Below are 20,349 nucleotides of genomic sequence, written 5' to 3'. Positions count from 1 at the left end.
GCCCGTCGCGACTGACCACCCCCGCGCCGGTCGGCCACCGAAGCACACCGGTCGGCCACCGAAGCACAGTGCACCGGCAGCAGGCTCAGGCCCCACCCGCCCGCGACCAGCAGCGCCTCGACCGGCCCCGTCGAAGCGGGCCCGGCGGCCGTGTGCAGTGCGGCGCAGCCCCACGCCCCGCTCAGCAGCAGCGCGACCACGCGCCGCCCGAGGTCACGCACCGTCGGCCGGCGCCGACTCCCCGATCCCGCGCTGTCTCCCCGACGGATGATGCCGGCGCCCCGGGAGCGCGTCGTACGCCCGCCGCGCCGCCCCACTGCCCCCGCTCCCCCGGCTGCCACCGGCCGTCGTCAGGCATCCCCCGTACGGCCGCGCCGCCGGATGCTCCTGTCGGGCGCGTATCGCCTCGTCTCGCATGCGGGACACCTTCCGCCGGCGGGCTCGGGGCCCACGCCCCGTCCCGCTCCCGTACTGGTCCTGTCGCGCCAGTCTCCCCCGCCGCCCCACCCACCGCATCCACAACGAACCCACGACACCGCACCACACGGCACCCTCACAGACCCGCACCCCGTAAGCCCCGCGCTCCCCCAGACGCCCCACACCCGCACAGAGCCCGCACTCGCCCGACGGGCGCCACCCACTCGCGCGAAGGCCCCGTCCCATGCGGAAACCGCGCGCCGTTCCCCCACCCGGGCCCCCGTCCCGCCCATCACCTTGCCCGCGTCATCACGTGCTCCCGCCGACACGGCGCCGGCCCGTCAGCGCGGCCCGCTCCCTCGCCCGAGGGGCCTGCCCGCCCGTGCCTCCTCGCGCACGCACGCCGGCCCCGGCACCGCTACGGAGCGGTACCGGGGCCTTCGGTTCACAGCGAGCACGGGGCGGAGCACGGGGCCCGGTGTACGGGCGGGGCATGTGCCCACCGTCGCGTACCCGTCACCTCCGCCACACCAACGCTCTCCCATCACACGCGGAGCGCACGCCTCGGTCGGTGCCGGACGCGGGCCTCACCGGCCCACCCCTCGTGACGTACGCCGTACCGGCGACGGTGCGGCCCGGGCGGCACCCACCCGTCGAGTGGGCCATCGGCCGCCGCCCGGGACTCTCGCCCCAGCGCGGGGACCGGCGGACGCGAGCCGACCAGCGGAGTCGGCTGGACGCGACCCGCTCAGCCCGCTTCCGCCTGGAACATCCACGCGTGCTTCTCCAGGTCGGCGGTCACGGCGATCAGGATGTCCTGCGAGACCGGGTCCGGCTTGTCGGTCGCCGCGATGCGCTCGCGCATCCGGGCGATGACCGCGTTCAGCGCCCCCACCAGGACCTGCACGGCCTCGGTGTCCTTGATCCAACCGTCCTTCACGGTGTCGATGCCGCTCGTCTTGGCGACGGTCTCCGCCCGGCCGTCGGGGCTCACGCCGATCGCCGAGGCGCGCTCGGCCACCGTGTCGGTGTGCGTGCGCGCGGTGTCCACCACCTCGTCGAGCTGGAGGTGGATGGAGCGGAACCGGGGGCCCACCACGTTCCAGTGCACCTGCTTGGCGACCAGGGACAGATCCACCAGGTCCACCAGCGCGCCCTGCAACGCGTCACCAACGGTCTTGCGGTCCGTCTCGGGCAACGAGCTCTTGACGACAGTCATGTATTCCTCCTGTTTGACGGATAGGTCCCTTCCCTCACCCTGCCACACTCCCGCGTACCCAGACATACGCCGCATATGGCCTCGATGAGCCGTTCTTTCAACGGAACGCCCGTCTACCCGCCCCCTCCGCTGCCACACACCCGCCCCACCACCCCGTGGCGCCACACCCCGCCCGCGAGGCGGAACGCCGTAAGCCCCGTCCGGCGATCCGGACGGGGCTTACGGAACAGCGGGTGCGCGGCGACCGCGCGGCCGACGGACGGCCCTCTAGGCGGCGACCACGTTGACGGCCTCGGTGGGCGCCTTGATGGTCACGCGTTCCTCGGGAACGGACGTCACCGAAACGGAGTTCAGACGTGGCCGCATCGGCGGCACGGGCTCGCTCGCCGCGGCGGACCGCGCGAGCTCGGCCAGCGCCAGCTCGTCGCTCACCTCGCGCATCACCTGGGACATCCGTACGTCCAAGGCGTCACAGATGGCGGAGAGCAGTTCGGAGGACGCTTCCTTCTGTCCTCGTTCGACCTCTGAGAGATACCCCAGGGACACCCGGGCGGACGAGGAGACCTCGCGCAGCGTCCGGCCCTGGCGCTGACGCTGTCGGCGCAGCACGTCACCCAGCAGGCGACGGAGCAGAATCATCGCTGGCTCCCTCCTCGGACCGCGTATCCGGTTCCTTCTCGCCCCACCGTACCGCCTCGGGCTCCGCCCGTGCGGGGGGCGATGTCGTGTTCACTCAGGGCTGCAAACATCAAATGCCCCCGCCCTGTTCCGTATCCTGTGCCCTCGCATTCTCGATCAATTCGCTCTGCAGCAGTTCCAGGGCGGATGTGACGCTGCGTGCCCGAATCTCGGCACGCGTTCCAGCCAACCCGAGACACCGCGCCGCCGACGCCCCGTCGGGGCCGGCGACCGCGATGTGGACGGTGCCAACCGGCTGGCCGTCCTGGGGCGTGGGCCCGGCGACGCCGGTGGTGGCGAGCGCCCAGTCGGCGCCGACGACGCGCCGTACGCCCCGCGCCATCTGGGCCGCGACCTCCGCGTCCACCGCTCCCCGCGCGGCCAGCAGCCCCGCGTCCACTCCCAACACGGCGGCCTTCACCTCGGTGGCGTAGGCCGTGATCGCACCCCGGAAACAGCGCGACGCCCCGGGCACCTCGGTCAGGGCCGCGGCGAGCAGCCCACCGGTGAGCGATTCGGCCACCGCCACGCTCTGCCCCCGGGCCGCGAGCGTGGCCAGCACCTCGGCCGCGGGCACCGCCGGTCGCGGGCCGTCCACGGCCGCGCCACCGGCGCCTCCGGACGACCCCCCGCCGCCGGGAGCGACGCCCTCGGGTGGCGCGCTCCCCTCCGGCGTCGCGTCCCCCTCAGTCACAGCGATCCCCTCCCCCTTCACAGCGCGGCGGGCGGTGGAGGTCCCACCGCCCGCCGTACGCGCCTGGCTCACCGCGGTCACCGCCCCGGGCGATCATCACGGTCGGCTTGCCGCGCGGTTCACCGCACCGTCTCCCGGTCCGCCCCCGACCGCGTCCGCGCGCGCTCGGCCGCCAGGCCCGCGCGACGCAACACGACGGCCTGGCGTACGTAGTCCAGGCCGGTCACCACGGTGAGCAGCACGGCCAGTGCCATCACCCAGAAGCGCAGCGTGGCCAGCGGGCCGGTCAGCGCGAGGATGTACATGCCCACGGCCGTGCCCTGCGCCAGCGTCTTCATCTTGCCGCCGCGGCTGGCCGGAATGACACCGTGCTTGATCACCCAGAAGCGCATCAGGGTGATGCCGATCTCCCGGAAGAGGATCACGCCGGTGACCCACCACGGCAGGTCGGACAGCACCGACAGGCAGATCAGCGCCGCGCCCATGATCGCCTTGTCCGCTATCGGGTCGGCGATCTTCCCGAAGTCGGTGACCAGGTTGTAGCGCCGCGCGAGCTGCCCGTCGAACAGATCGGTGATCATCGCCACCGAGAACGCCGCCCAGGCGAAGGAGCGCCAGGCCGGGTCGTACCCGTCGCCGTGCAGCATGAGCAGCACGAAGCCGGGCACCAGGACCAGCCGCACCATGGTCAGGATGTTGGCGATGTTCCACAGCCCGGCGGTGCGGACGGAGAGCGTCGCCGCGCGAGCGCCTCCCGTTGCGGAGGCTGGGACTCCGGTCATCTGGCCGCCCCCTCGGAACACGCGTCGGCCAATGGCTCGGCGACGAGGTCCACACCCTCCGTCGCGACCACCTTGGCCTCCACCAGTTGGCCGGGCACCAGCTCCCGGTCGGTGAGCAGGGTCGTCTGACCGTCGGTCTCCGGCGCCTGGTGCGCGCCGCGACCCACGGTGCCGTCGTGCTCGTCGATCCGGTCCACGAGCACGCGGACGGTCTCGCCCAGGCGCTCCTCGGCGCGCTGCGCCGTCAGTTCCTCGGCCAGCCGCGAGATGTGCTCCAGGCGCTCGGCGACCACCTCGGGGTCGAGCTTGTCGTCGTAGGTGGCCGCCTCGGTGCCGTCCTCGTCCGAGTACCCGAAGACGCCGATGGCATCCAGGCGGGCCTCGGTGATGAAGCGCTCCAGCTCCGCCAGGTCGGCCTCGCTCTCGCCGGGGAAGCCGACGATGAAGTTGGAGCGCGCGCCGGCCTGCGGGTCCTTGGCCCGGATCTGGCCGAGCAGCTCCAGGAAGCGGTCCGTGTCGCCGAACCGGCGCATGGCGCGCAGCACGTCGGGCGCGGAGTGCTGGAAGGAGAGGTCGAAGTAGGGCGCGACCTTGTCGGTGGAGGTGAGGACGTCGACCAGGCCGGGCCGCAGCTCGGCGGGCTGGAGGTAGCTCACCCGCACCCGCTCGATGCCGTCCACCGCGGCGAGCTCGGGCAGCAGCGTCTCCAGCAGCCGGATGTCGCCGAGGTCCTTGCCGTAGGAGGTGTTGTTCTCGGAGACCAGCATGATCTCCTTCACGCCCTGCTCGCCGAGCCAGCGGGTCTCGGTGAGCACGTCGGCGGGGCGGCGGGAGATGAACGAGCCACGGAAGGAGGGGATGGCGCAGAAGGAGCAGCGCCGGTCGCAGCCGGAGGCGAGCTTCACCGAGGCCACCGGGCTGGTGCCCAGGCGGCGGCGGAGGGGGGCGCGCGGCCCGGAGGCGGGGGCCACGCCCGCGGGCAGGTCCGCCAGGTCGGCCTGGGGTCCCGCCTCGCCTAGGGCTCCGGTGGCGCCGTGTCCGGGCAGCGCGACCCCGGCGCCCTGTCGCTCGGCGGGGCTGATCGGCAGCAGCTTGCGCCGGTCGCGGGGGGTGTGCGAGGCGTGGACGCCGCCGGACAGGATGGTGCGCAGGCGGTCGGAGATGTCGGCGTAGTCGTCGAACCCGAGTACGCCGTCGGCCTCCGGCAGCGCGTCGGCCAGCTCTTTTCCGTATCTCTCGGCCATGCAGCCGACCGCGACGACGGCCTGGGTGCGGCCGTGGTCCTTCAGGTCGTTGGCTTCCAGGAGGGCGTCAACCGAGTCCTTCTTGGCGGCTTCGACGAATCCGCAGGTGTTGACGACGGCGACATCGGCTTCGGCGGCTTCCTCGACGAGCTCCCAGCCATCCGCCGCCAAGCGGCCTGCGAGCTCCTCCGAGTCCACCTCGTTACGGGCGCAGCCAAGAGTGACGAGAGCGACGGTACGGCGTTCGGGCATACGCTCAGACTACTTTGTTCCGGCGCCTGCCCCCGCGCCAAGGGCACCCGGGACACCCACCCGATGTGCGCGGGGCGGCGTCCGTTCGCCCCGATTCCGGGTATGCCGGAAACGAACCCCGCCGGATCAGCCCGCCTCGGGGTCTCCCTTGGTGTAGCTCAGGCGCTGGACCTGGCCGTCCTCGCCGACGTCCCTGACCTCCTTGCCGTTGACGAAGAGCTTGACGGCGCCGGCGTCACCGAGCACCAGGTCGATCCGCTTGGCGTCGGTGAACGTCTTGGAGACACCCCGCTCCAGCACGCCGACGTGCAGCAGCCGCCCGTTGTGGTCCTTGGCGGAGATCCACGCCTGCCGGTCGGCGGCGGTGAGCTTGACCGTGACCTTGTTGGCGGGCACCCCGGCCACGGCGCTCTCGGACGGGTCGGGCTTGGGGTCGGCCGGCTTGGTCGGGGTGGGCTTGTCACCCGAGGGAGCCGGCTTGGTGGCGTCGGCCGCGGTGCTGCCCGCCCCGTCGTCGCCCCCGCTGAACAGCGTGAAGCCGACGAACCCGACGACGGCCACGATCGCGGCGACCATCGCCGCGGTCCAGTTCGGGCGGCGCGGCTCAGAGCGGATGCGCTCGGCCTCGAAGAGCGGCGCGGCGGCGGTGGGCTCGGGTCGACCGCCGTGTTCCTCGTCGTACTGGGCGACCAGCGGGCCCGGGTCGACGCCGACGGCACGCGCGAGCGAACGGATGTGCCCCCTGGCGTAGACGTCGCCACCACAGCGCGAGAAGTCGTCCTGCTCGATGCCGTGCACGATGGGAATGCGCACCCGGGTGGCGGTGCTGACCTCGTCGACGGTCAGTTTGGCGCCGATGCGGGCCTGCTGGAGGACGCGTCCGATGGAAGGGCGGTCGTCTGCGGGGGAGTTGCCGATGGACACGAGGGTGCCTTTCGAGCGTGTAGCCACCTGCTGGATGTTCAGTCTAGGGGTGGTACGAAAGGGTCGGGCAAGCGGGAGGCCGGACTTTGTACGCCATCGGAATGGCCGCACGGGTCCCGACGGTGCGGAGTTTCCGGCACCCCCCTCAACTTGACGTATCAGCAGAGGAAACGGTTGCCCGCAACCTCATGACGAGTGTTCCTCGCCACGGATCACCGCCAGCACTCCGTCCAGTTCATCCGGTTTGACGAGTACGTCGCGCGCCTTGGAGCCCTCGCTGGGGCCCACGATGTTCCGCGACTCCATCAGGTCCATCAGCCGACCCGCCTTCGCGAAGCCCACCCGCAGCTTGCGCTGCAACATCGAGGTGGAGCCGAACTGTGTGGAGACCACCAGTTCGGCGGCCTGGCACAGCAGGTCGAGATCGTCGCCGATGTCCTCGTCGATCTCCTTCTTCTTGGCCGTGCCCACGGTCACGTCATCCCTAAAGACCGGCGCCATCTGGTCCTTGCAGTGCTGGACGACGGCGCTCACCTCCTCCTCCGTGACGAAGGCGCCCTGCATCCGGGTCGGCTTGTTCGCCCCCATCGGCAGGAACAGCCCGTCGCCCTTGCCGATGAGCTTCTCCGCGCCGGGCTGGTCGAGGATGACCCGGCTGTCGGCCAGCGAGGAGGTGGCGAACGCCAGACGCGAGGGCACGTTCGCCTTGATCAGACCGGTGACGACGTCCACCGACGGCCGCTGGGTAGCCAGCACCAGGTGGATGCCCGCCGCCCGCGCGAGCTGGGTGATGCGCACGATCGCGTCCTCCACGTCGCGCGGCGCCACCATCATCAGGTCGGCCAGCTCGTCCACGATGACCAGCAGGTACGGGTAGGGCGTCAGCTCGCGCTCGCTGCCGTCCGGCGGGCTGACCTTGCCCGAGCGCACCGCGGCGTTGAAGTCGTCGATGTGCCGGAAGCCGTACGCGGCCAGGTCGTCGTAGCGCAGGTCCATCTCGCGCACCACCCACTGCAGCGCCTCGGCCGCCCGCTTCGGGTTGGTGATGATCGGCGTGATCAGGTGCGGGATGCCCTCGTACGCGGTCAGCTCGACGCGCTTGGGGTCCACCAACACCATCCGCACGTCCTCCGGCGTGGCCCGCATCATGATCGAGGTGATCAGACAGTTGATGCACGAGGACTTGCCGGAGCCGGTCGCGCCCGCCACCAGCACGTGCGGCATCTTCGCCAGGTTGGCCATGACGTAGCCGCCCTCGACGTCCTTGCCGAGCGCCACCAGCATCGGGTGATCGTCCCCGGCGGAGTCGGCCAGTCGCAGCACGTCACCGACGTTGACCATCTCGCGGTCGGTGTTGGGGATCTCGATGCCGACCGCGGACTTGCCGGGGATGGGGCTGATGATGCGCACGTCGGGGCTGGCGACGGCGTACGCGATGTTCTTGGTCAGCGCCGTGATCCGCTCGACCTTGACGGCCGGACCGAGCTCCACCTCGTAGCGGGTGACCGTGGGGCCACGGGTGAAGCCGGTGACCGACGCGTCCACCTTGAACTCGGTGAACACCGTCGTCAGCGACGTCACCACGGCGTCGTTGGCCGCGCTGCGCGTCTTGCCGGGGCCGCCCCGCTCCAGCAGGTCCAGCGAGGGCAGCGCGTAGGTGATGTCGCCCGAGAGCTGCAACTGCTCGGCCCGCGGCTGAAGACCCCCCGGACGGTCGGGCAGGTCGGTCGGTTCGGGCGTGGCCCGGGTCAGGTCGGGCACCTGCTCCACGGCCTGGCCCGACTGCCCGACCCCGCTCGCTCGGCCGGCGCCCTTGCCGCCGGCGCCCCGCGCGGCCGGCAGGTCCGCACCGGAGTCCGTACTGATGCCGCTGCTGAGCCCGGCGACCAACGGTGAGGGCTGCACCCCGTGCAGCACCGCCCCGTCCAGCGCGGCGGCGGCCGCGGCCGCGACGTCCACAGCGTCCATCGGCCTGCTCTGCGGCGGCTCCACCGCGTCGGTGTCCGCGACGGCGGCGGCTCGGCGCGGCTTGCGCCGCTTGCTGAGCGCGACCTCCTCCGCGCGCTCCGGGTCGGCCGCGAAGGCGCCCTCCTCGTCCTCGCGCGCCGCCCGCCGCGAGCGCCGCGCGGGCGCCTGCCGCCACTCCTGGTCGTACTCCTCGTCGTCGAAGCCCTCGGCGTGGTCGAACCGCTCGTGGGCGCCCGGTCCGGGGTCCTCGATGAGGCCGAGCCGGACCATGAGCTGCCGCACCCGCTGCGGGATCGTGTTCACCGGCGTCGCGGTGACCACGAGCAGGCCGAAGATCGTGATGAGCACCAGCAGCGCCACGGCGAGCGCCTCGCGCACCGTGAAGATCAGCGGTTTCGACGCGGCCCAGCCGATCAGCCCGCCGGCGTCCTGCATGGCCTCGGTGCCCTCGTCCCGGCCCGGCGCGCCGCACGCGATGTGCACCTGTCCCAGGATGCCCAGGACCAGCGCCGAGAGGCCGATCACGATGCGCCCGTTGGCCTCGGGCTTCTCCGGATGCCGGAACAGCCGCATGGCCATGACCGCGAACAGCAGCGGCACCACCAGGTCCAGGCGCCCGAACGTGACCGTCACCAGCATCTCGACGAGGTCGCCGACCGGCCCGTCCAGATTCGACCAGGTGCCCGCCGCCACCACGAGCGCCACCCCGAACAGCAGCAGCGCCAGCCCGTCCTTGCGGTGCGCCGGATCGAGGCCGCGCGCGCCCTGCCCTATCCCCCGGAACATCGCCCCCACCGTGCGCGCCAGCCCCCGCCAGATCGCGCGCAGCATGCGCAGCAGTCCGTTGGCGGGCGCCGGCTTGGGCGCGACCTTCTTGGCCGCGGCCTTCTTGGCGGGCGCGGTGGACTTCCTGGCCGGCGCCTTCTTGGGCGCGGCCTTCTTCGCGGGTTTGGCAGCCGCCTTCTTCGCGGCTCCCGCGGCGCGTCCGGCGGGCTGCTTCGAGGTGCCCGCCGCGCTCGGGGAACCCTTGCCGGACGTACGAGAAGCCATGCGCCGAGATTACCCGCGTCGGCCGTATGGGGCACGCACGCCCGTGGTTTCGCCTGCGACGGATGGGGCGTCGGACGACGGAGCGGGCCGGACGGCGGGTCGGGGTGGCCCCGGGCGGCGGAGCGGCACCTGGGGGTCGGCGGCGAGGGAGCGTCAGAGCCGGCGTGGCGGGCCGAAGCTGAGGGGAGGCCAGCTCCTGCGTGCTCCGCGCGCACGCGAGGTGGCCGGCCGGCGCGCCGGATTCCCACACTTCGCCCGGGGCCGCGTGCGACAGCGCGGCCGAGGTGGCCTCGCGCGCCGAGGGGCCGGGACGCGCCCTGACGACTACGCCGCGTGCGGGCGTGTCGGCGACGGGCACCGGGCGAGGCGCTCTACGCCACGGGCCGCGCGCCGGGTGGGCGAGGCCGGACCGGTGCGTACGGCGCCGGGCGGGTGTCGCTCGCTCAGCTCGGGGAGGGCAGGGCGCTGGCGCCGTTGCCCGTGCCCGGCTCCAGGGCGTCCAGCGCTCTGCGCAGCCCGGTGAGCTTGCGCTCCAGGTGGGCGGCCGTGGCCACGGCCGCCGCGTCCGCCGACTCGTCGAGCTGCTTGGACAGCGCCTCGGCCTGCTCCTCGACGGCCGCCAGCCGCGCGGAGAGCTCGGCGAGCAGGCCCACCGGCTCCTTGGCCTCGGCGACCGGCTGGCCGCCCTCCAACTGGAGCCGCAGCAGGGCCGCCTGCTCACGCAGCTGACAGTTCTTCATGTACAGCTCGACGAAGACCGAGACCTTCGCGCGCAGCACCCACGGATCGAAGGGCTTGGAGATGTAGTCCACGGCGCCCGCCGCGTACCCACGGAAGGTGTGGTGCGGACCGTGGTTGATCGCCGTGAGGAAGATGATCGGGATGTCCCGGGTCCGCTCCCGACGCTTGATGTGCGCCGCCGTCTCGAAGCCGTCCATCCCGGGCATCTGAACGTCCAGCAGGATGACCGCGAAGTCGTCCGTCAACAGCGCCTTGAGCGCTTCCTCCCCGGACGATGCCCGCACCAGCGTCTGGTCCAGCGCGGAGAGAATGGCCTCCAACGCCAGCAGATTCTCCGGCCGGTCATCGACCAGGAGGATCTTGGCCTTCTGCACCATGCCTCGCCCTCCTCGCCCCGGCATGGGGTCCCCCCAGCTCGAAGTGCCGGGGGATGCACCGGGCGCCGCCCCAGGGGACGACTCCCTTACGCCGCCCGCCCTTGTGCCGGTCATGGTAGCCGCACCCCGCGGTTCGCCACACCCTGTCACCACGATGTCACTGTGCACATAGCGGAAACGCGGCGGAGGACGAGAAGGTTCCCCGAATGCCGCGTTTCCCCACGCATGTGGCCACGGTCCGTCAACGAACCGGCGGGGAGCCGCCCCCTACCGCGTACTCTCCGTCACTCCACACGCATCCAGTGCTTCATCACCGTCAGCAAGTGATCGGTGTCCACCGGCTTCGTGACGTAATCGGACGCACCGGCCTCGATGCTCTTCTCCCGGTCGCCCTTCATCGCCTTCGCGGTCAGCGCGACGATGGGCAGACCGGCGAACTGCGGCATCCGACGGATCGCCGCCGTCGTGGCGTACCCGTCCATCTCGGGCATCATGATGTCCATCAGGACCAGCACCACGTCGTCGTGCTGCTCCAGGACCTCGATGCCCTCGCGCCCGTTCTCCGCGTACAGCACCTGGAGCCCGTGCTGTTCCAGCACGCTGGTCAGCGCGAAGACGTTGCGGATGTCGTCGTCCACGATGAGGACCTTCTCGCCGTCGAACCCGTTGCCGCCCCCCGGGTCGGCCACCAGGTCCTGTCCGGAGAGCAGCCACGGCTCCGCCGGTGGCCGGCTCGCGCCCCCGCGCGCCAGGCGCGGTGACCGCGACCTCACGCCCCGATCCGCCCCCCGCGACGCCTGTGCGGGCTCGCCCCGGCGCGCCGTCGCGCGCCGCTCCGGGTCCCCGGCCGAGCCCGCCGGCCGCTGGGCGCCCTGCTCGCCCGGCACGTCGGCGTCGCTGGCCGGTGCCTCCAGCGCCAGCGGCGCGGCGACCTCGGCGGGCAGCGCGGCGATGTCGCTGGCCGCCGGCTCCGGGTAGCCCTGTGGCGGCAGCTCGCCCGGGTGCAGCGGCAGGTAGAGGGTGAACGTGGAGCCTCGGCTGGGCTGGCTGTCGGCGTGGATCTCGCCGCCGAGCAGCCTGGCGATCTCCCGGCTGATGGACAGTCCGAGGCCGGTGCCGCCGTACTTGCGGCTGGTCGTGCCGTCCGCCTGCTTGAACGCCTCGAAGATGACCCGCATCTTGCTGGCGGCGATGCCGATGCCGGTGTCGGTCACGGAGAAGGCGATCATCTCGGCGTCGGCGTCACGCAGCGCCCCGTGCTCCAGGAGCTGCTCCCGGATGGCGTCGGGCACCTCCGCGCCGGCCGACCTGATGACCAGCTCCACCGCCCCGCTGTCGGTGAACTTCACCGCGTTGGAGAGCAGGTTGCGCAGCACCTGGAGCAGGCGCTGCTCGTCGGTGTTGAGCGTGGCGGGCAGCTCCGGCGAGACCCGCACCGAGAAGTCCAGGCCCTTCTCGGCGGTGAGCGGGCGGAAGGTGGCCTCCACGTAGTCCACGAGCTGGACCACCGCGATCCGTGTGGGGCTCACGTCCATCTTGCCGGCCTCGACCTTCGACAGGTCGAGGATGTCGTTGATGAGCTGGAGCAGGTCGGAGCCGGCCCCGTGGATGGTCTCGGCGAACTCCACCTGCTTCGGGGAGAGGTTGCCGTCCGCGTTGTCGGCCAGCAGCTTGGCCAGGATGAGCAGCGAGTTCAGCGGCGTACGCAACTCGTGCGACATGTTGGCCAGGAACTCGGACTTGTAGCGCATCGAGACCGCGAGCTGACCGGCCCGCTCCTCCAGCACCTGCCGGGCCTCCTCGATCTCGGTGTTCTTGACCTCGATGTCGCGGTTCTGGCGCGCCAACCGGTCCGACTTCTCCTCCAGTTCGGCGTTGGAGGACTGGAGCGCCTTCTGCCGGTTCTCCAGTTCGGCCGAGCGCTCGCGCAGCTGCTCGGTCAGCTCCTGCGACTGCTTGAGCAGCACCTCGGTCTTGGTGTTGACGCTGATGGTGTTGACGCTGGTGCCGATCATCTCGGCGATCTGGTTGAGGAAGTCCTTCTGGATCTGGGTGAACGGCTGGAAGGAGGCCAGCTCGATCACGCCGAGCACCTGTCCCTCGAAGAGCACCGGCAACACGATCACCTGCGCCGGGGGCGCCTCCCCCAGACCCGAGCCGATCTTGAGGTACCCGGCCGGGACGTTCTCGATCAGGATGGTGCGCTTCTCCTCGGCGGCCGTCCCGATCAGCCCGTCGCCGGGTTCGAAGGTGGTGGGCATGTCGTGTTTGGCGTAGCCGTACCCGCCGATCATCCGCAGCTCGTACGCGCCGGCGCCCGGCCCGTCCGCGGTGTCCTGGGTGGCGTCGATGGCGTCACCGGTGGGCGTGGCCAGGAAGAACGCCCCGTGCTGGGCCGTCACGACCGGCGTCAGCTCGCTCATGATGAGCCGCGCCACGTCCTCCATGTCCCGCCGGCCCTGCATGAGCCCGGAGATCCGGGCGAGGTTGCCCTTGAGCCAGTCCTGCTCCTTGTTGGCCAGCGTGGTCTCGCGCAGGTTGGCGATCATCGTGTTGATGTTGTCCTGGAGTTCCAGGATCTCGCCCGCCGCGTCAGCGTCGATCTTGAGACTGAGGTCACCGCGGGTCACGGCGGTGGCCACCTCGGCGATGGCCCGTACGTGACGGGTGAGGTTGCCGGCCATCTCGTTCACCGAGACGGTCAGGTCCTGCCAGGTGCCGCTGACGCCGTCCACCCGGGCCTGGCCGCCGAGCTGCCCGTCCGTTCCCACCTCGCGGGCCACCCGCGTCACCTGCTCGGCGAACGAGGAGAGCTGGTCGACCATCGTGTTGATGGTCGTCTTCAGTTCCAGGATCTCGCCGCGCGCGTCGATGTCGATCTTCTTGGTCAGGTCACCCTTGGCGATCGCGGTGGTCACCTGCGCGATATTGCGGACCTGCGCGGTCAGGTTCCCGGCCATCCCGTTCACCGAGTCGGTCAGGTCCTTCCACGTCCCCGCCACACCGGGCACCCGTGCCTGCTCCCCGAGCCGACCCTCGGTGCCCACCTCCCGGGCCACCCGGGTGACCTCGTCCGCGAACGAGGACAACGTCGTGACCATGGTGTTCACCGTGTCGGCGAGCTGGGCGACCTCGCCGCGCGCCTCGACGGTCACCTTCTTGGTCAGGTCACCGTTGGCCACCGCGGCCGAGACCTGCGAGATGTTGCGCACCTGAATCGTCAGGTTGTTGGCCATCAGGTTGACGTTGTTGCTCAGGTCCTTCCAGATACCGGTCACACCCGGTACGCGCGCCTGGCCGCCGAGCTGTCCCTCGGTACCCACCTCGCGCGCCACCCGGGTGACCTGGTCGGCGAAGGAGGAGAGCTGGTCCACCATCGTGTTGACCGTGGTAACCAGCGCCAGGATCTCGCCCTTGGCGTCCACCGTGATCTTCTTCGACAGGTCGCCCTCGGCGACCGCGGTGGTCACCTCGGCGATGTTACGGACCTGGGAGGTCAGGTTGTTCGCCATGAAGTTGACCGACTGCGTCAGGTCCTTCCACGTGCCCGAGACGCCCTGCACCTCGGCCTGACCACCCAGCCGGCCCTCGGTGCCGACCTCGCGGGCCACCCGCGTGACCTCCCCGGCGAACGAGGAGAGCTGGTCGACCATCGTGTTCAGGGTGTTCTTCAGCTCCAGGATCTCCCCGCGCGCGTCCACGTCGATCTTCTGCGAGAGATCGCCGCGCGCCACCGCCGTGGCCACCTGCGCGATGTTGCGGACCTGCGCGGTCAGGTTCCCGGCCATCCCGTTCACCGAGTCGGTCAGGTCACGCCAGACCCCGGCCACGCCCGGCACCTGCGCCTGGCCGCCCAGCCTGCCGTCCGTACCCACCTCACGGGCCACGCGCGTCACCTGCTCGGCGAAGGCCGAGAGCTGGTCGACCATCGTGTTGATGGTGTTCTTCAGCTCCAGGATCTCCCCGCGCGCGTCCACGTCGATCTTCTGCGAGAGGTCACCGCGCGCCACCGCCGTGGTCACCTGGGCGATCTGGCGCACCTGCGACGTCAGGTTGCCGGCCATGAAGTTGACGGAGTCCGTCAGCTCCTTCCAGGTGCCGCTCACCCCGTCCACCTGGGCCTGCCCGCCGAGCCGCCCCTCGGTACCCACGTCCCGCGCCATCCGCGTGACCTGGTCGGCGAAGAGCGACAGCTGGTCCACCATGGTGTTCACGGTGTTCTTGAGCTGGAGCATCTCGCCGGAGACGTCGACCGTGATCTTCTGCGACAGGTCGCCGTTGGCCACCGCCGTCGTGACCTGCGCGATGTTACGGACCTGGCCGGTGAGGTTACGGAAGGCCGTGTTGACCGAGTCGGTGAGGTCCTTCCAGGTCCCCGCCGCGCCCGGCACCTGCGCCTGGCCGCCCAGCTCGCCCTCGACGCCCACTTCCCGGGCCACCCGGGTCACCTCGGCGCCGAACGAGGAGAGCTGGTCGACCATCGTGTTGACGGTGTTCTTGAGCTCCAGCATCTCGCCGTACACGTCGACGGTGACCTTCTGCCCCAGGTCACCGTTGGCCACCGCCGTCGTGACCTGCGCGATGTCCCGCACCTGCGTGGTGACGTTGCGGAAGGCGGTGTTCACCGAGTCGGTGAGGTCCTTCCAGGTCCCCGCCGCGCCCGGCACCTGCGCCTGACCGCCCAGCACCCCCTCGGCGCCGACCTCGCTGGCCACCCGGGTCACCTCACCCGCGAAGGTACGCAGCGTCTCGGTCATCGTGTTGATGGTGTCCGCGAGCTGGGCGATCTCCCCGCGCGCGCTCACCGTGACCTTCTGCGACAGGTCACCGTTGGCCACCGCCGTGGTCACCTGGGCGATGCCGCGCACCTGCGCGGTCAGGTTGCCCGCCATGAGGTTGACGGAGTCCGTCAGGTCCTTCCAGACCCCGGCCACGCCCGGCACCTTGGCCTGGCCGCCGAGCTCCCCTTCCGTCCCCACCTCACGGGCCACCCGCGTCACCTCGGACGCGAACGACGAGAGCTGGTCCACCATCGTGTTGACGGTGTTCTTCAGCTCCAGCATCTCCCCGGCCACGTGCACCGTGACCTTGCGCGACAGGTCGCCCTTGGCGACCGCCGTGGTCACCAGCGCGATGTCGCGCACCTGGGCCGTCAGCCGGGAGGCCATCGTGTTGACGGAGTCGGTCAGGTCCTTCCACGACCCCGACATGCCGCGCACCCGGGCCTGACCGCCGAGCTTGCCCTCCGTGCCGACCTCGCTGGCCACGCGCGTGACCTCGTCGGTGAACGCCGAGAGCTGGTCCACGAGCCCGTTGACGGTCCGCCCGACCTTGAGGAACTCACCGCGCAGCGGGTGCGCCGACCCGTCCGCGCCCCGCGAACGCAGGTCCATGCGCTGCTGGAGATCGCCCTCGGCGACCGCGGACAACACCCGCCCCACCTCGGACACCGGTCGGACGAGATCGTCGACCAGGGCGTTGGAGGCGTCGATCGCCGCCGCCCAGGAGCCCTCGCAGGCGCCCGCCTCCAGCCGCTCGGTGAGCTTCCCCTCCCGCCCGACGACCCGGCGCACCCGCGCCAGCTCCCCGGTGAGCTGCAGATTGCGGTCGGCGACCTCGTTGAACACCGCGGCGATCTCGGACATCACGCCATCGCCCGAGACCGTCAGACGCTTGCGGAAGTTACCGTCCCGCATGGCGGTCAGCGCCGTCAGCAGCCGATTCAGGGCTGCCGTATCCACCTCGGTCGTCCCGTTCGCACGGGTACGTCCGCTTTTTGCGCGCGTGTTCGTGCCCCGCGCGGCTGCGCCAGACTCCACCGTATGCCTCCCGCAGGGTCGACCGTCCTCGTCGGGCTCTCTTTTGAGCCTTCCCAGTGTTTCACCATGGCCCAACCAGGCCATAACAGTTCGGCAGCATCGCACACCGTGGGGGACGCGCTCGGGGTGGAATCACAGGCGACCGGCATCCGCGCGCACGGCGAAGGTAAGTAACCTGGCATTCGGCTAGGGCATCGGAGGGGCGCTGCGACATGGGTGAGCAGATCGCCGAGACACGTATGAGGAGACCTGTGATCACCGCGCGGGCAGCCGCCAGCTTCGACCCCGTCGGCCGCTCGGTCGCCTCCGCCCGCGCCTTCGTCCGCGACACGCTCCAGGGCTGGGGGTTCATCGACGTCGTCGACGACGCCGTGGTCCTGACCAGCGAACTCGTGACCAACGCGGTCGTCCACGCCGGCACGGCGGCCGACGTCGCGTGCATGCGCACCGACACCGGCGTCCGCGTCGAGGTCGGCGATCGCTACCCCGAGCGCGAGGTTCCGCTCCAAAGCGCCGGCGTCCACTTCGGCAGCCCGGATCGCGAGGGCGGGCGCGGGCTCCTGTTGTGCGCCGCCCTCGCCTCCCGTTGGGGCGTGGAGTACACGGCGACGCACAAGCAGGTCTGGTTCCAGCTCGACCTGCCCGACCGGCCCGCCGGCACCCGCTCCGCCGGCCCCGCGCTGCCCATCGGCGCCCTGCCGGTCACCGACGCCCGAGTCCGGGTCGCGGTCATCCAGATCGATCACCTGGGCGGCATCAGCTCCTGGAACGAGGACGCGCAGGACCTCTTCGGCTTCGGCCCCGCGCAGGTCACCGGCAAGCAGCTCACGGACTTCGCGGCCTGGCCGCACACCCCCGGCACCAGCACCGGCATCGTCGAGGCCCTCCAGCTCTCCCGCTGGGAGGGCTCGTACGGCATCCGGGGCGCCGACGGCCGCGTCATCCCCGTCTACGCCTCGCACCTGCGCGTCCGCGACACCGCCGGCGCCCCCTCCACCGTCTGCCTGCTCGTGCGCGACCACGAGCGCGCCGTCCTCCAGACCCCGCTGCGCGCCGCCGCCTCCGACCGCCAGAGCGCCTCCGAGCGGGGCACCGCGACCGACGCGTTCGAGGTGTTCATCGGCTCCCCGGCCCCGGACGACCTGGACGGGCTGCTGCAGCGCACCGTGGAGCGGGCCCGGGACATGCTCGACGGCGACAGCGCCTACCTCCTGCTGGCCACCGACGACGAGACCGAACTGGAGGTCCGCGCCTCCACCGGCCTGCCCTCCTCCCGCCAGCGCTTCGCCCGCGTGCCCGTCGAGGCCGGCTCGGGGCGCTACGGCTCGGCCCGCATGCCCGCCGTCCACGAGGACCTCAGCGCCGTACCCGGCGCCGTGCCGCTGCTGAGCAACACCGGCATGCGCTCGGTCGTCACGGTCCCGCTCAAGGTCGAGGGGCGTCTGACCGGCTCGCTCGGCGTCGCCGCCGAGGCCCCCGGCCGGTACAGCAACGAGGAGGCGCTGCGGCTCCAGTTCGCCGCCGACCGCATCGCCCTGGCCGTCGAGTCCGCCCGCCTGACCGAGCTGGAGCGGCTGCGTCGCGGTTCGCTCTCCTTCCTGGTCGAGGCGTCCGACCTGCTCGCCGGGACCCTGGACCGCGACCAGACGCTGGCCTTGATGGCCCAGATGACGGTCCCCACCCTGGCCACCTGGTGTGCCGTCTACACCATCGCCGACCCCGCGTCCGAGCCCGAGCTGTCGTACGTCCTGCACGAGGACGAGGACCGCATCGACGGCCTCAAGGCACTGCTGGCCAAGGTCGACCCGCCCGAGCCGGTGACCACGCCCGGCGCCCGCGTGTGGACCGCGCCGGCGGAGGCCGCTCACGCCGCCGCGCTGCGCACCTCGCTGCGCAGCCTCGGCCTCGGCGACTCGGTACGCCCGGCCACCGGGCCCGGCACGTCCCTGGCCACCGCCTCCGCGGTCGGCGGAGAGACCGTGGTCCTGCCGCTGGTGGCCCGTAACCGCGTCATCGGCATGCTGACCCTGGGCAAGCCCACCGACGAGCACTTCCGCCAGGAGATCCTGGAGCTGGCCGAGGACCTCTCCCGGCGCGCGGCCCTCGCCCTGGACAACGCCCGCCTGTACTCCGAACGCACCGCCATCAGCCAGTCCCTCCAGCGCAGCCTGCTGCCCCCGGAGCTGCCCGACGTACCGGGCGTCGAAGTGGAGGTCATCTACCGCGCGGCCGGGGAGGGCAACGAGGTCGGCGGCGACTTCTACGACCTCTTCCCCATCCGCGACGGCGCCTACGGCTTCGCCATCGGCGACGTGTGCGGCACGGGCCCGGAGGCCGCCGCCGTCACCGGGCTGGCCCGTCACGCGCTGCGCCTGCTGGCTCGCGAGGGCTTCGGCGGCCCCGCCGTGCTGGAGCGCCTGAACGCCGCCATCCTCGACGAGGGGGCTCGTAGCCGCTTCCTGACCCTGCTCTACGGCGAGTTGTGGCCGCAGGAGGACGGCAGCGCGACCCTCAAGGTGGTCTGCGCCGGGCATCCGCTGCCCCTGCGGCTGCGGCAGAGCGGCGACGTGGAGGCCGCGGCGGAGCCACAGCCGCTCCTCGGCGTCATGGACGACCTGGAGCTGTACGAGCAGACGGTGTCGCTGGACCCCGGCGACGTGCTGCTGTGCGTGACCGACGGCGTCACCGAACGCCGCGAGGGCACCCGCATGCTCGGCGACGACGGCCTGATCGACGTCCTCACCACGTGTACGGGCCTGACGGCCGGTGCGGTCGCCGCCCGGGTGTTGCGCGCGGTCGAGCGTTTCGCCGCGCAGCCGGCCTCGGACGACATGGCCATTCTCGCGATGCGGGTCCCCGAGCCCCCACGCGAAACCCACGCCCTCTGACCCGGGCGACCAACCGTTGGACATCCGGCCCGTCCCGAGCCCGGAAACACGAGAAGGCCCCCACCGCGAGGTGGAGGCCTTCTCTTTTCTGAGCCCCAATACGGAATCGAACCGTAGACCTTCTCCTTACCATGGAGACGCTCTGCCGACTGAGCTATTGGGGCGCGGCAACGGAGAAAAGCTTACCCGAACTCACGAGCGCTTTTGACCATGGTGAGCGAGGCCGGAACCCGGTTCACACCGCCGAGCTCAGCAGTCCGCCGAGAGCGTTGCAGGCGGTCACCACGCGCTGCAACTCGCGCCGGGACATTCCGGCCGCGACGGGCAGCGCCAGCGACTCGTCCGAGGCCCGTTCGGTCTCGGCGAGCCAGATGCCACGGCGAAAGGCGGCACTACGGTGCACCGGGGTCTGCACGGGAATGTCGCACTCGATTCCGCGGGCCCGCAGAGCGCGCGCGAACGCGTCCCGATCCGGCCTGCCGTTGCCCGGCACGCGGACCACGTACCGCTGGAACCCGTGCGCGACGGCCCGCGCCGGCTGGGGCGCGAGGACGCCCTTGAGCCGCGCGCTCAGATAGCGGGCGTGGTCCTGGCGCCGCGCGATGTCGGCGGCCGGCTCCGCGCGCATGCCGTGTCCGATGACCGCGATCTCGCGCCGCCGCCCGAGTTCGGTGAGCCGGGCCATGTCGGCCGGGTGCCCGAAGGTGTGAACGGCCACGACGGCGACGGTCCGGTCGCTCACCACGGCTTCCACGGCGCCCGGCGCGAGGCAGAAGGTCACCGGATCTATGTCGGCGAACACTGGCTCCGCCCCGGCGGCCTGCACCACGTGAGCGGTCCCACACACGTCGTACGAGGGCACGATCACCTCGTCGCCGGGCTGTACGCCCACCCGCGTCAACTCGTGTCGCAGCTCATCCGCTGGAGTCCCCATACGCGGGATAGTGCCCAGTAAATATGAACGCAGAGTGGCCTGGAACACAACGCAGAAGAGCCTTGTCGAGACCAGGGTCTCAACAAGGCTCTTCTGACAAGAGGAGTTCGGCGGCGTCCTACTCTCCCACAGGGTCCCCCCTGCAGTACCATCGGCGCTGAAAGGCTTAGCTTCCGGGTTCGGAATGAGACCGGGCGTTTCCCTAACGCAATAACCACCGAAACACTACGAAACAACAACCGGACACATGACACAGTCGTTACTTCAGAACAACACAGTGAACGCGAGCAACTGAGGACAAGCCCTCGGCCTATTAGTACCAGTCAACTCCACCCCTCACGAGGCTTCCATATCTGGCCTAT

At 71.3% G+C, this 20,349-nt stretch carries 11 protein-coding genes, 1 tRNA gene and 1 rRNA gene; 1 reads left to right on the top strand and 12 read right to left on the bottom strand.

The genetic code is table 11. The features are described 5' to 3' along the window. Positions 1–1,165: 1,165 nt before the first annotated feature. The 9 genes from ACFVFR_RS05845 to ACFVFR_RS05805 form a co-directional block, all read right to left on the bottom strand. The gene (locus ACFVFR_RS05845) at positions 1,166–1,636 is read right to left on the bottom strand and encodes a Dps family protein (protein ID WP_383698423.1); all 471 of its coding nucleotides are present in this window, start codon (positions 1,634–1,636) and stop codon (positions 1,166–1,168) included. 267 nt (positions 1,637–1,903) lie between these two features. Next, positions 1,904–2,275, bottom strand: coding sequence for a helix-turn-helix domain-containing protein (locus ACFVFR_RS05840; RefSeq protein WP_383698422.1), 372 nt, complete (start codon positions 2,273–2,275; stop codon positions 1,904–1,906). A 109-nt stretch (positions 2,276–2,384) separates the two neighbouring features. After that, positions 2,385–2,912: a CinA family protein gene (locus ACFVFR_RS05835; RefSeq protein WP_383698590.1), complete on the bottom strand. Its 528-nt coding sequence runs from the start codon at positions 2,910–2,912 to the stop codon at positions 2,385–2,387. 215 nt (positions 2,913–3,127) lie between these two features. Then, positions 3,128–3,790 carry a CDP-diacylglycerol--glycerol-3-phosphate 3-phosphatidyltransferase gene (gene pgsA / locus ACFVFR_RS05830; protein ID WP_383698421.1) on the bottom strand — a complete coding sequence of 221 codons (663 nt, stop codon included), beginning with the start codon at positions 3,788–3,790 and terminating at the stop codon, positions 3,128–3,130. Beyond that, positions 3,787–5,286, bottom strand: coding sequence for a 30S ribosomal protein S12 methylthiotransferase RimO (rimO, locus tag ACFVFR_RS05825; protein ID WP_383698420.1), 1,500 nt, complete (start codon positions 5,284–5,286; stop codon positions 3,787–3,789). Before rimO ends, pgsA begins: the two co-directional genes overlap by 4 nt. A gap of 126 nt (positions 5,287–5,412) precedes the next feature. Then, the gene (locus ACFVFR_RS05820) at positions 5,413–6,210 is read right to left on the bottom strand and encodes a helix-turn-helix domain-containing protein (RefSeq protein WP_383698589.1); all 798 of its coding nucleotides are present in this window, start codon (positions 6,208–6,210) and stop codon (positions 5,413–5,415) included. A gap of 186 nt (positions 6,211–6,396) precedes the next feature. Further along, entirely contained in the window at positions 6,397–9,228 is a 2,832-nt protein-coding gene (locus tag ACFVFR_RS05815; RefSeq protein ID WP_383698419.1) for a DNA translocase FtsK, read from the bottom strand. A 443-nt stretch (positions 9,229–9,671) separates the two neighbouring features. Beyond that, entirely contained in the window at positions 9,672–10,346 is a 675-nt protein-coding gene (locus ACFVFR_RS05810) for a two-component system response regulator (protein WP_383698418.1), read from the bottom strand. Between the two features lie 284 nt (positions 10,347–10,630). Beyond that, the gene (locus ACFVFR_RS05805; RefSeq protein ID WP_383698417.1) at positions 10,631–16,165 is read right to left on the bottom strand and encodes a HAMP domain-containing protein; all 5,535 of its coding nucleotides are present in this window, start codon (positions 16,163–16,165) and stop codon (positions 10,631–10,633) included. 212 nt (positions 16,166–16,377) lie between these two features. Between ACFVFR_RS05805 and ACFVFR_RS05800 the strand changes: the two genes are divergently transcribed. Further along, positions 16,378–19,053, top strand: a complete 2,676-nt coding sequence (locus ACFVFR_RS05800) for a SpoIIE family protein phosphatase (RefSeq protein WP_383698416.1) — start codon at positions 16,378–16,380, stop codon at positions 19,051–19,053. 91 nt (positions 19,054–19,144) lie between these two features. Here the strand turns inward: ACFVFR_RS05800 and ACFVFR_RS05795 are convergent. The 3 genes from ACFVFR_RS05795 to rrf form a co-directional block, all read right to left on the bottom strand. Further along, positions 19,145–19,217 (bottom strand) — tRNA-Thr (locus tag ACFVFR_RS05795). Between the two features lie 71 nt (positions 19,218–19,288). Then, entirely contained in the window at positions 19,289–19,987 is a 699-nt protein-coding gene (locus ACFVFR_RS05790) for a DegT/DnrJ/EryC1/StrS family aminotransferase (protein ID WP_383698415.1), read from the bottom strand. 105 nt (positions 19,988–20,092) lie between these two features. Next, positions 20,093–20,209: ribosomal RNA gene (gene rrf / locus ACFVFR_RS05785) — 5S ribosomal RNA — on the bottom strand. Between the last annotated feature and the right edge of the window lie 140 nt (positions 20,210–20,349).

Source organism: Streptomyces sp. NPDC057702, from assembly GCF_042799315.1.
Classification (GTDB): Bacteria; Actinomycetota; Actinomycetes; order Streptomycetales; family Streptomycetaceae; genus Streptomyces.
Note: the sequence above shows the minus strand (reverse complement) of the source record. Positions and strands in the feature narration are given on the sequence as shown.

Bases quoted from the DNA above. Each gene is read 5' to 3' on its own strand.
- ACFVFR_RS05845 (WP_383698423.1), bottom strand. From the start codon at position 1,636: ATGACTGTCGTCAAGAGCTCGTTGCCCGAGACGGACCGCAAGACCGTT.
- ACFVFR_RS05840 (WP_383698422.1), bottom strand. From the start codon at position 2,275: ATGATTCTGCTCCGTCGCCTGCTGGGTGACGTGCTGCGCCGACAGCGT.
- pgsA (WP_383698421.1), bottom strand. From the start codon at position 3,790: ATGACCGGAGTCCCAGCCTCCGCAACGGGAGGCGCTCGCGCGGCGACG.
- rimO (WP_383698420.1), bottom strand. From the start codon at position 5,286: ATGCCCGAACGCCGTACCGTCGCTCTCGTCACTCTTGGCTGCGCCCGT.
- ACFVFR_RS05815 (WP_383698419.1), bottom strand. From the start codon at position 9,228: ATGGCTTCTCGTACGTCCGGCAAGGGTTCCCCGAGCGCGGCGGGCACC.
- ACFVFR_RS05810 (WP_383698418.1), bottom strand. From the start codon at position 10,346: ATGGTGCAGAAGGCCAAGATCCTCCTGGTCGATGACCGGCCGGAGAAT.
- ACFVFR_RS05800 (WP_383698416.1), top strand. From the start codon at position 16,378: ATGGGTGAGCAGATCGCCGAGACACGTATGAGGAGACCTGTGATCACC.
- ACFVFR_RS05790 (WP_383698415.1), bottom strand. From the start codon at position 19,987: ATGGGGACTCCAGCGGATGAGCTGCGACACGAGTTGACGCGGGTGGGC.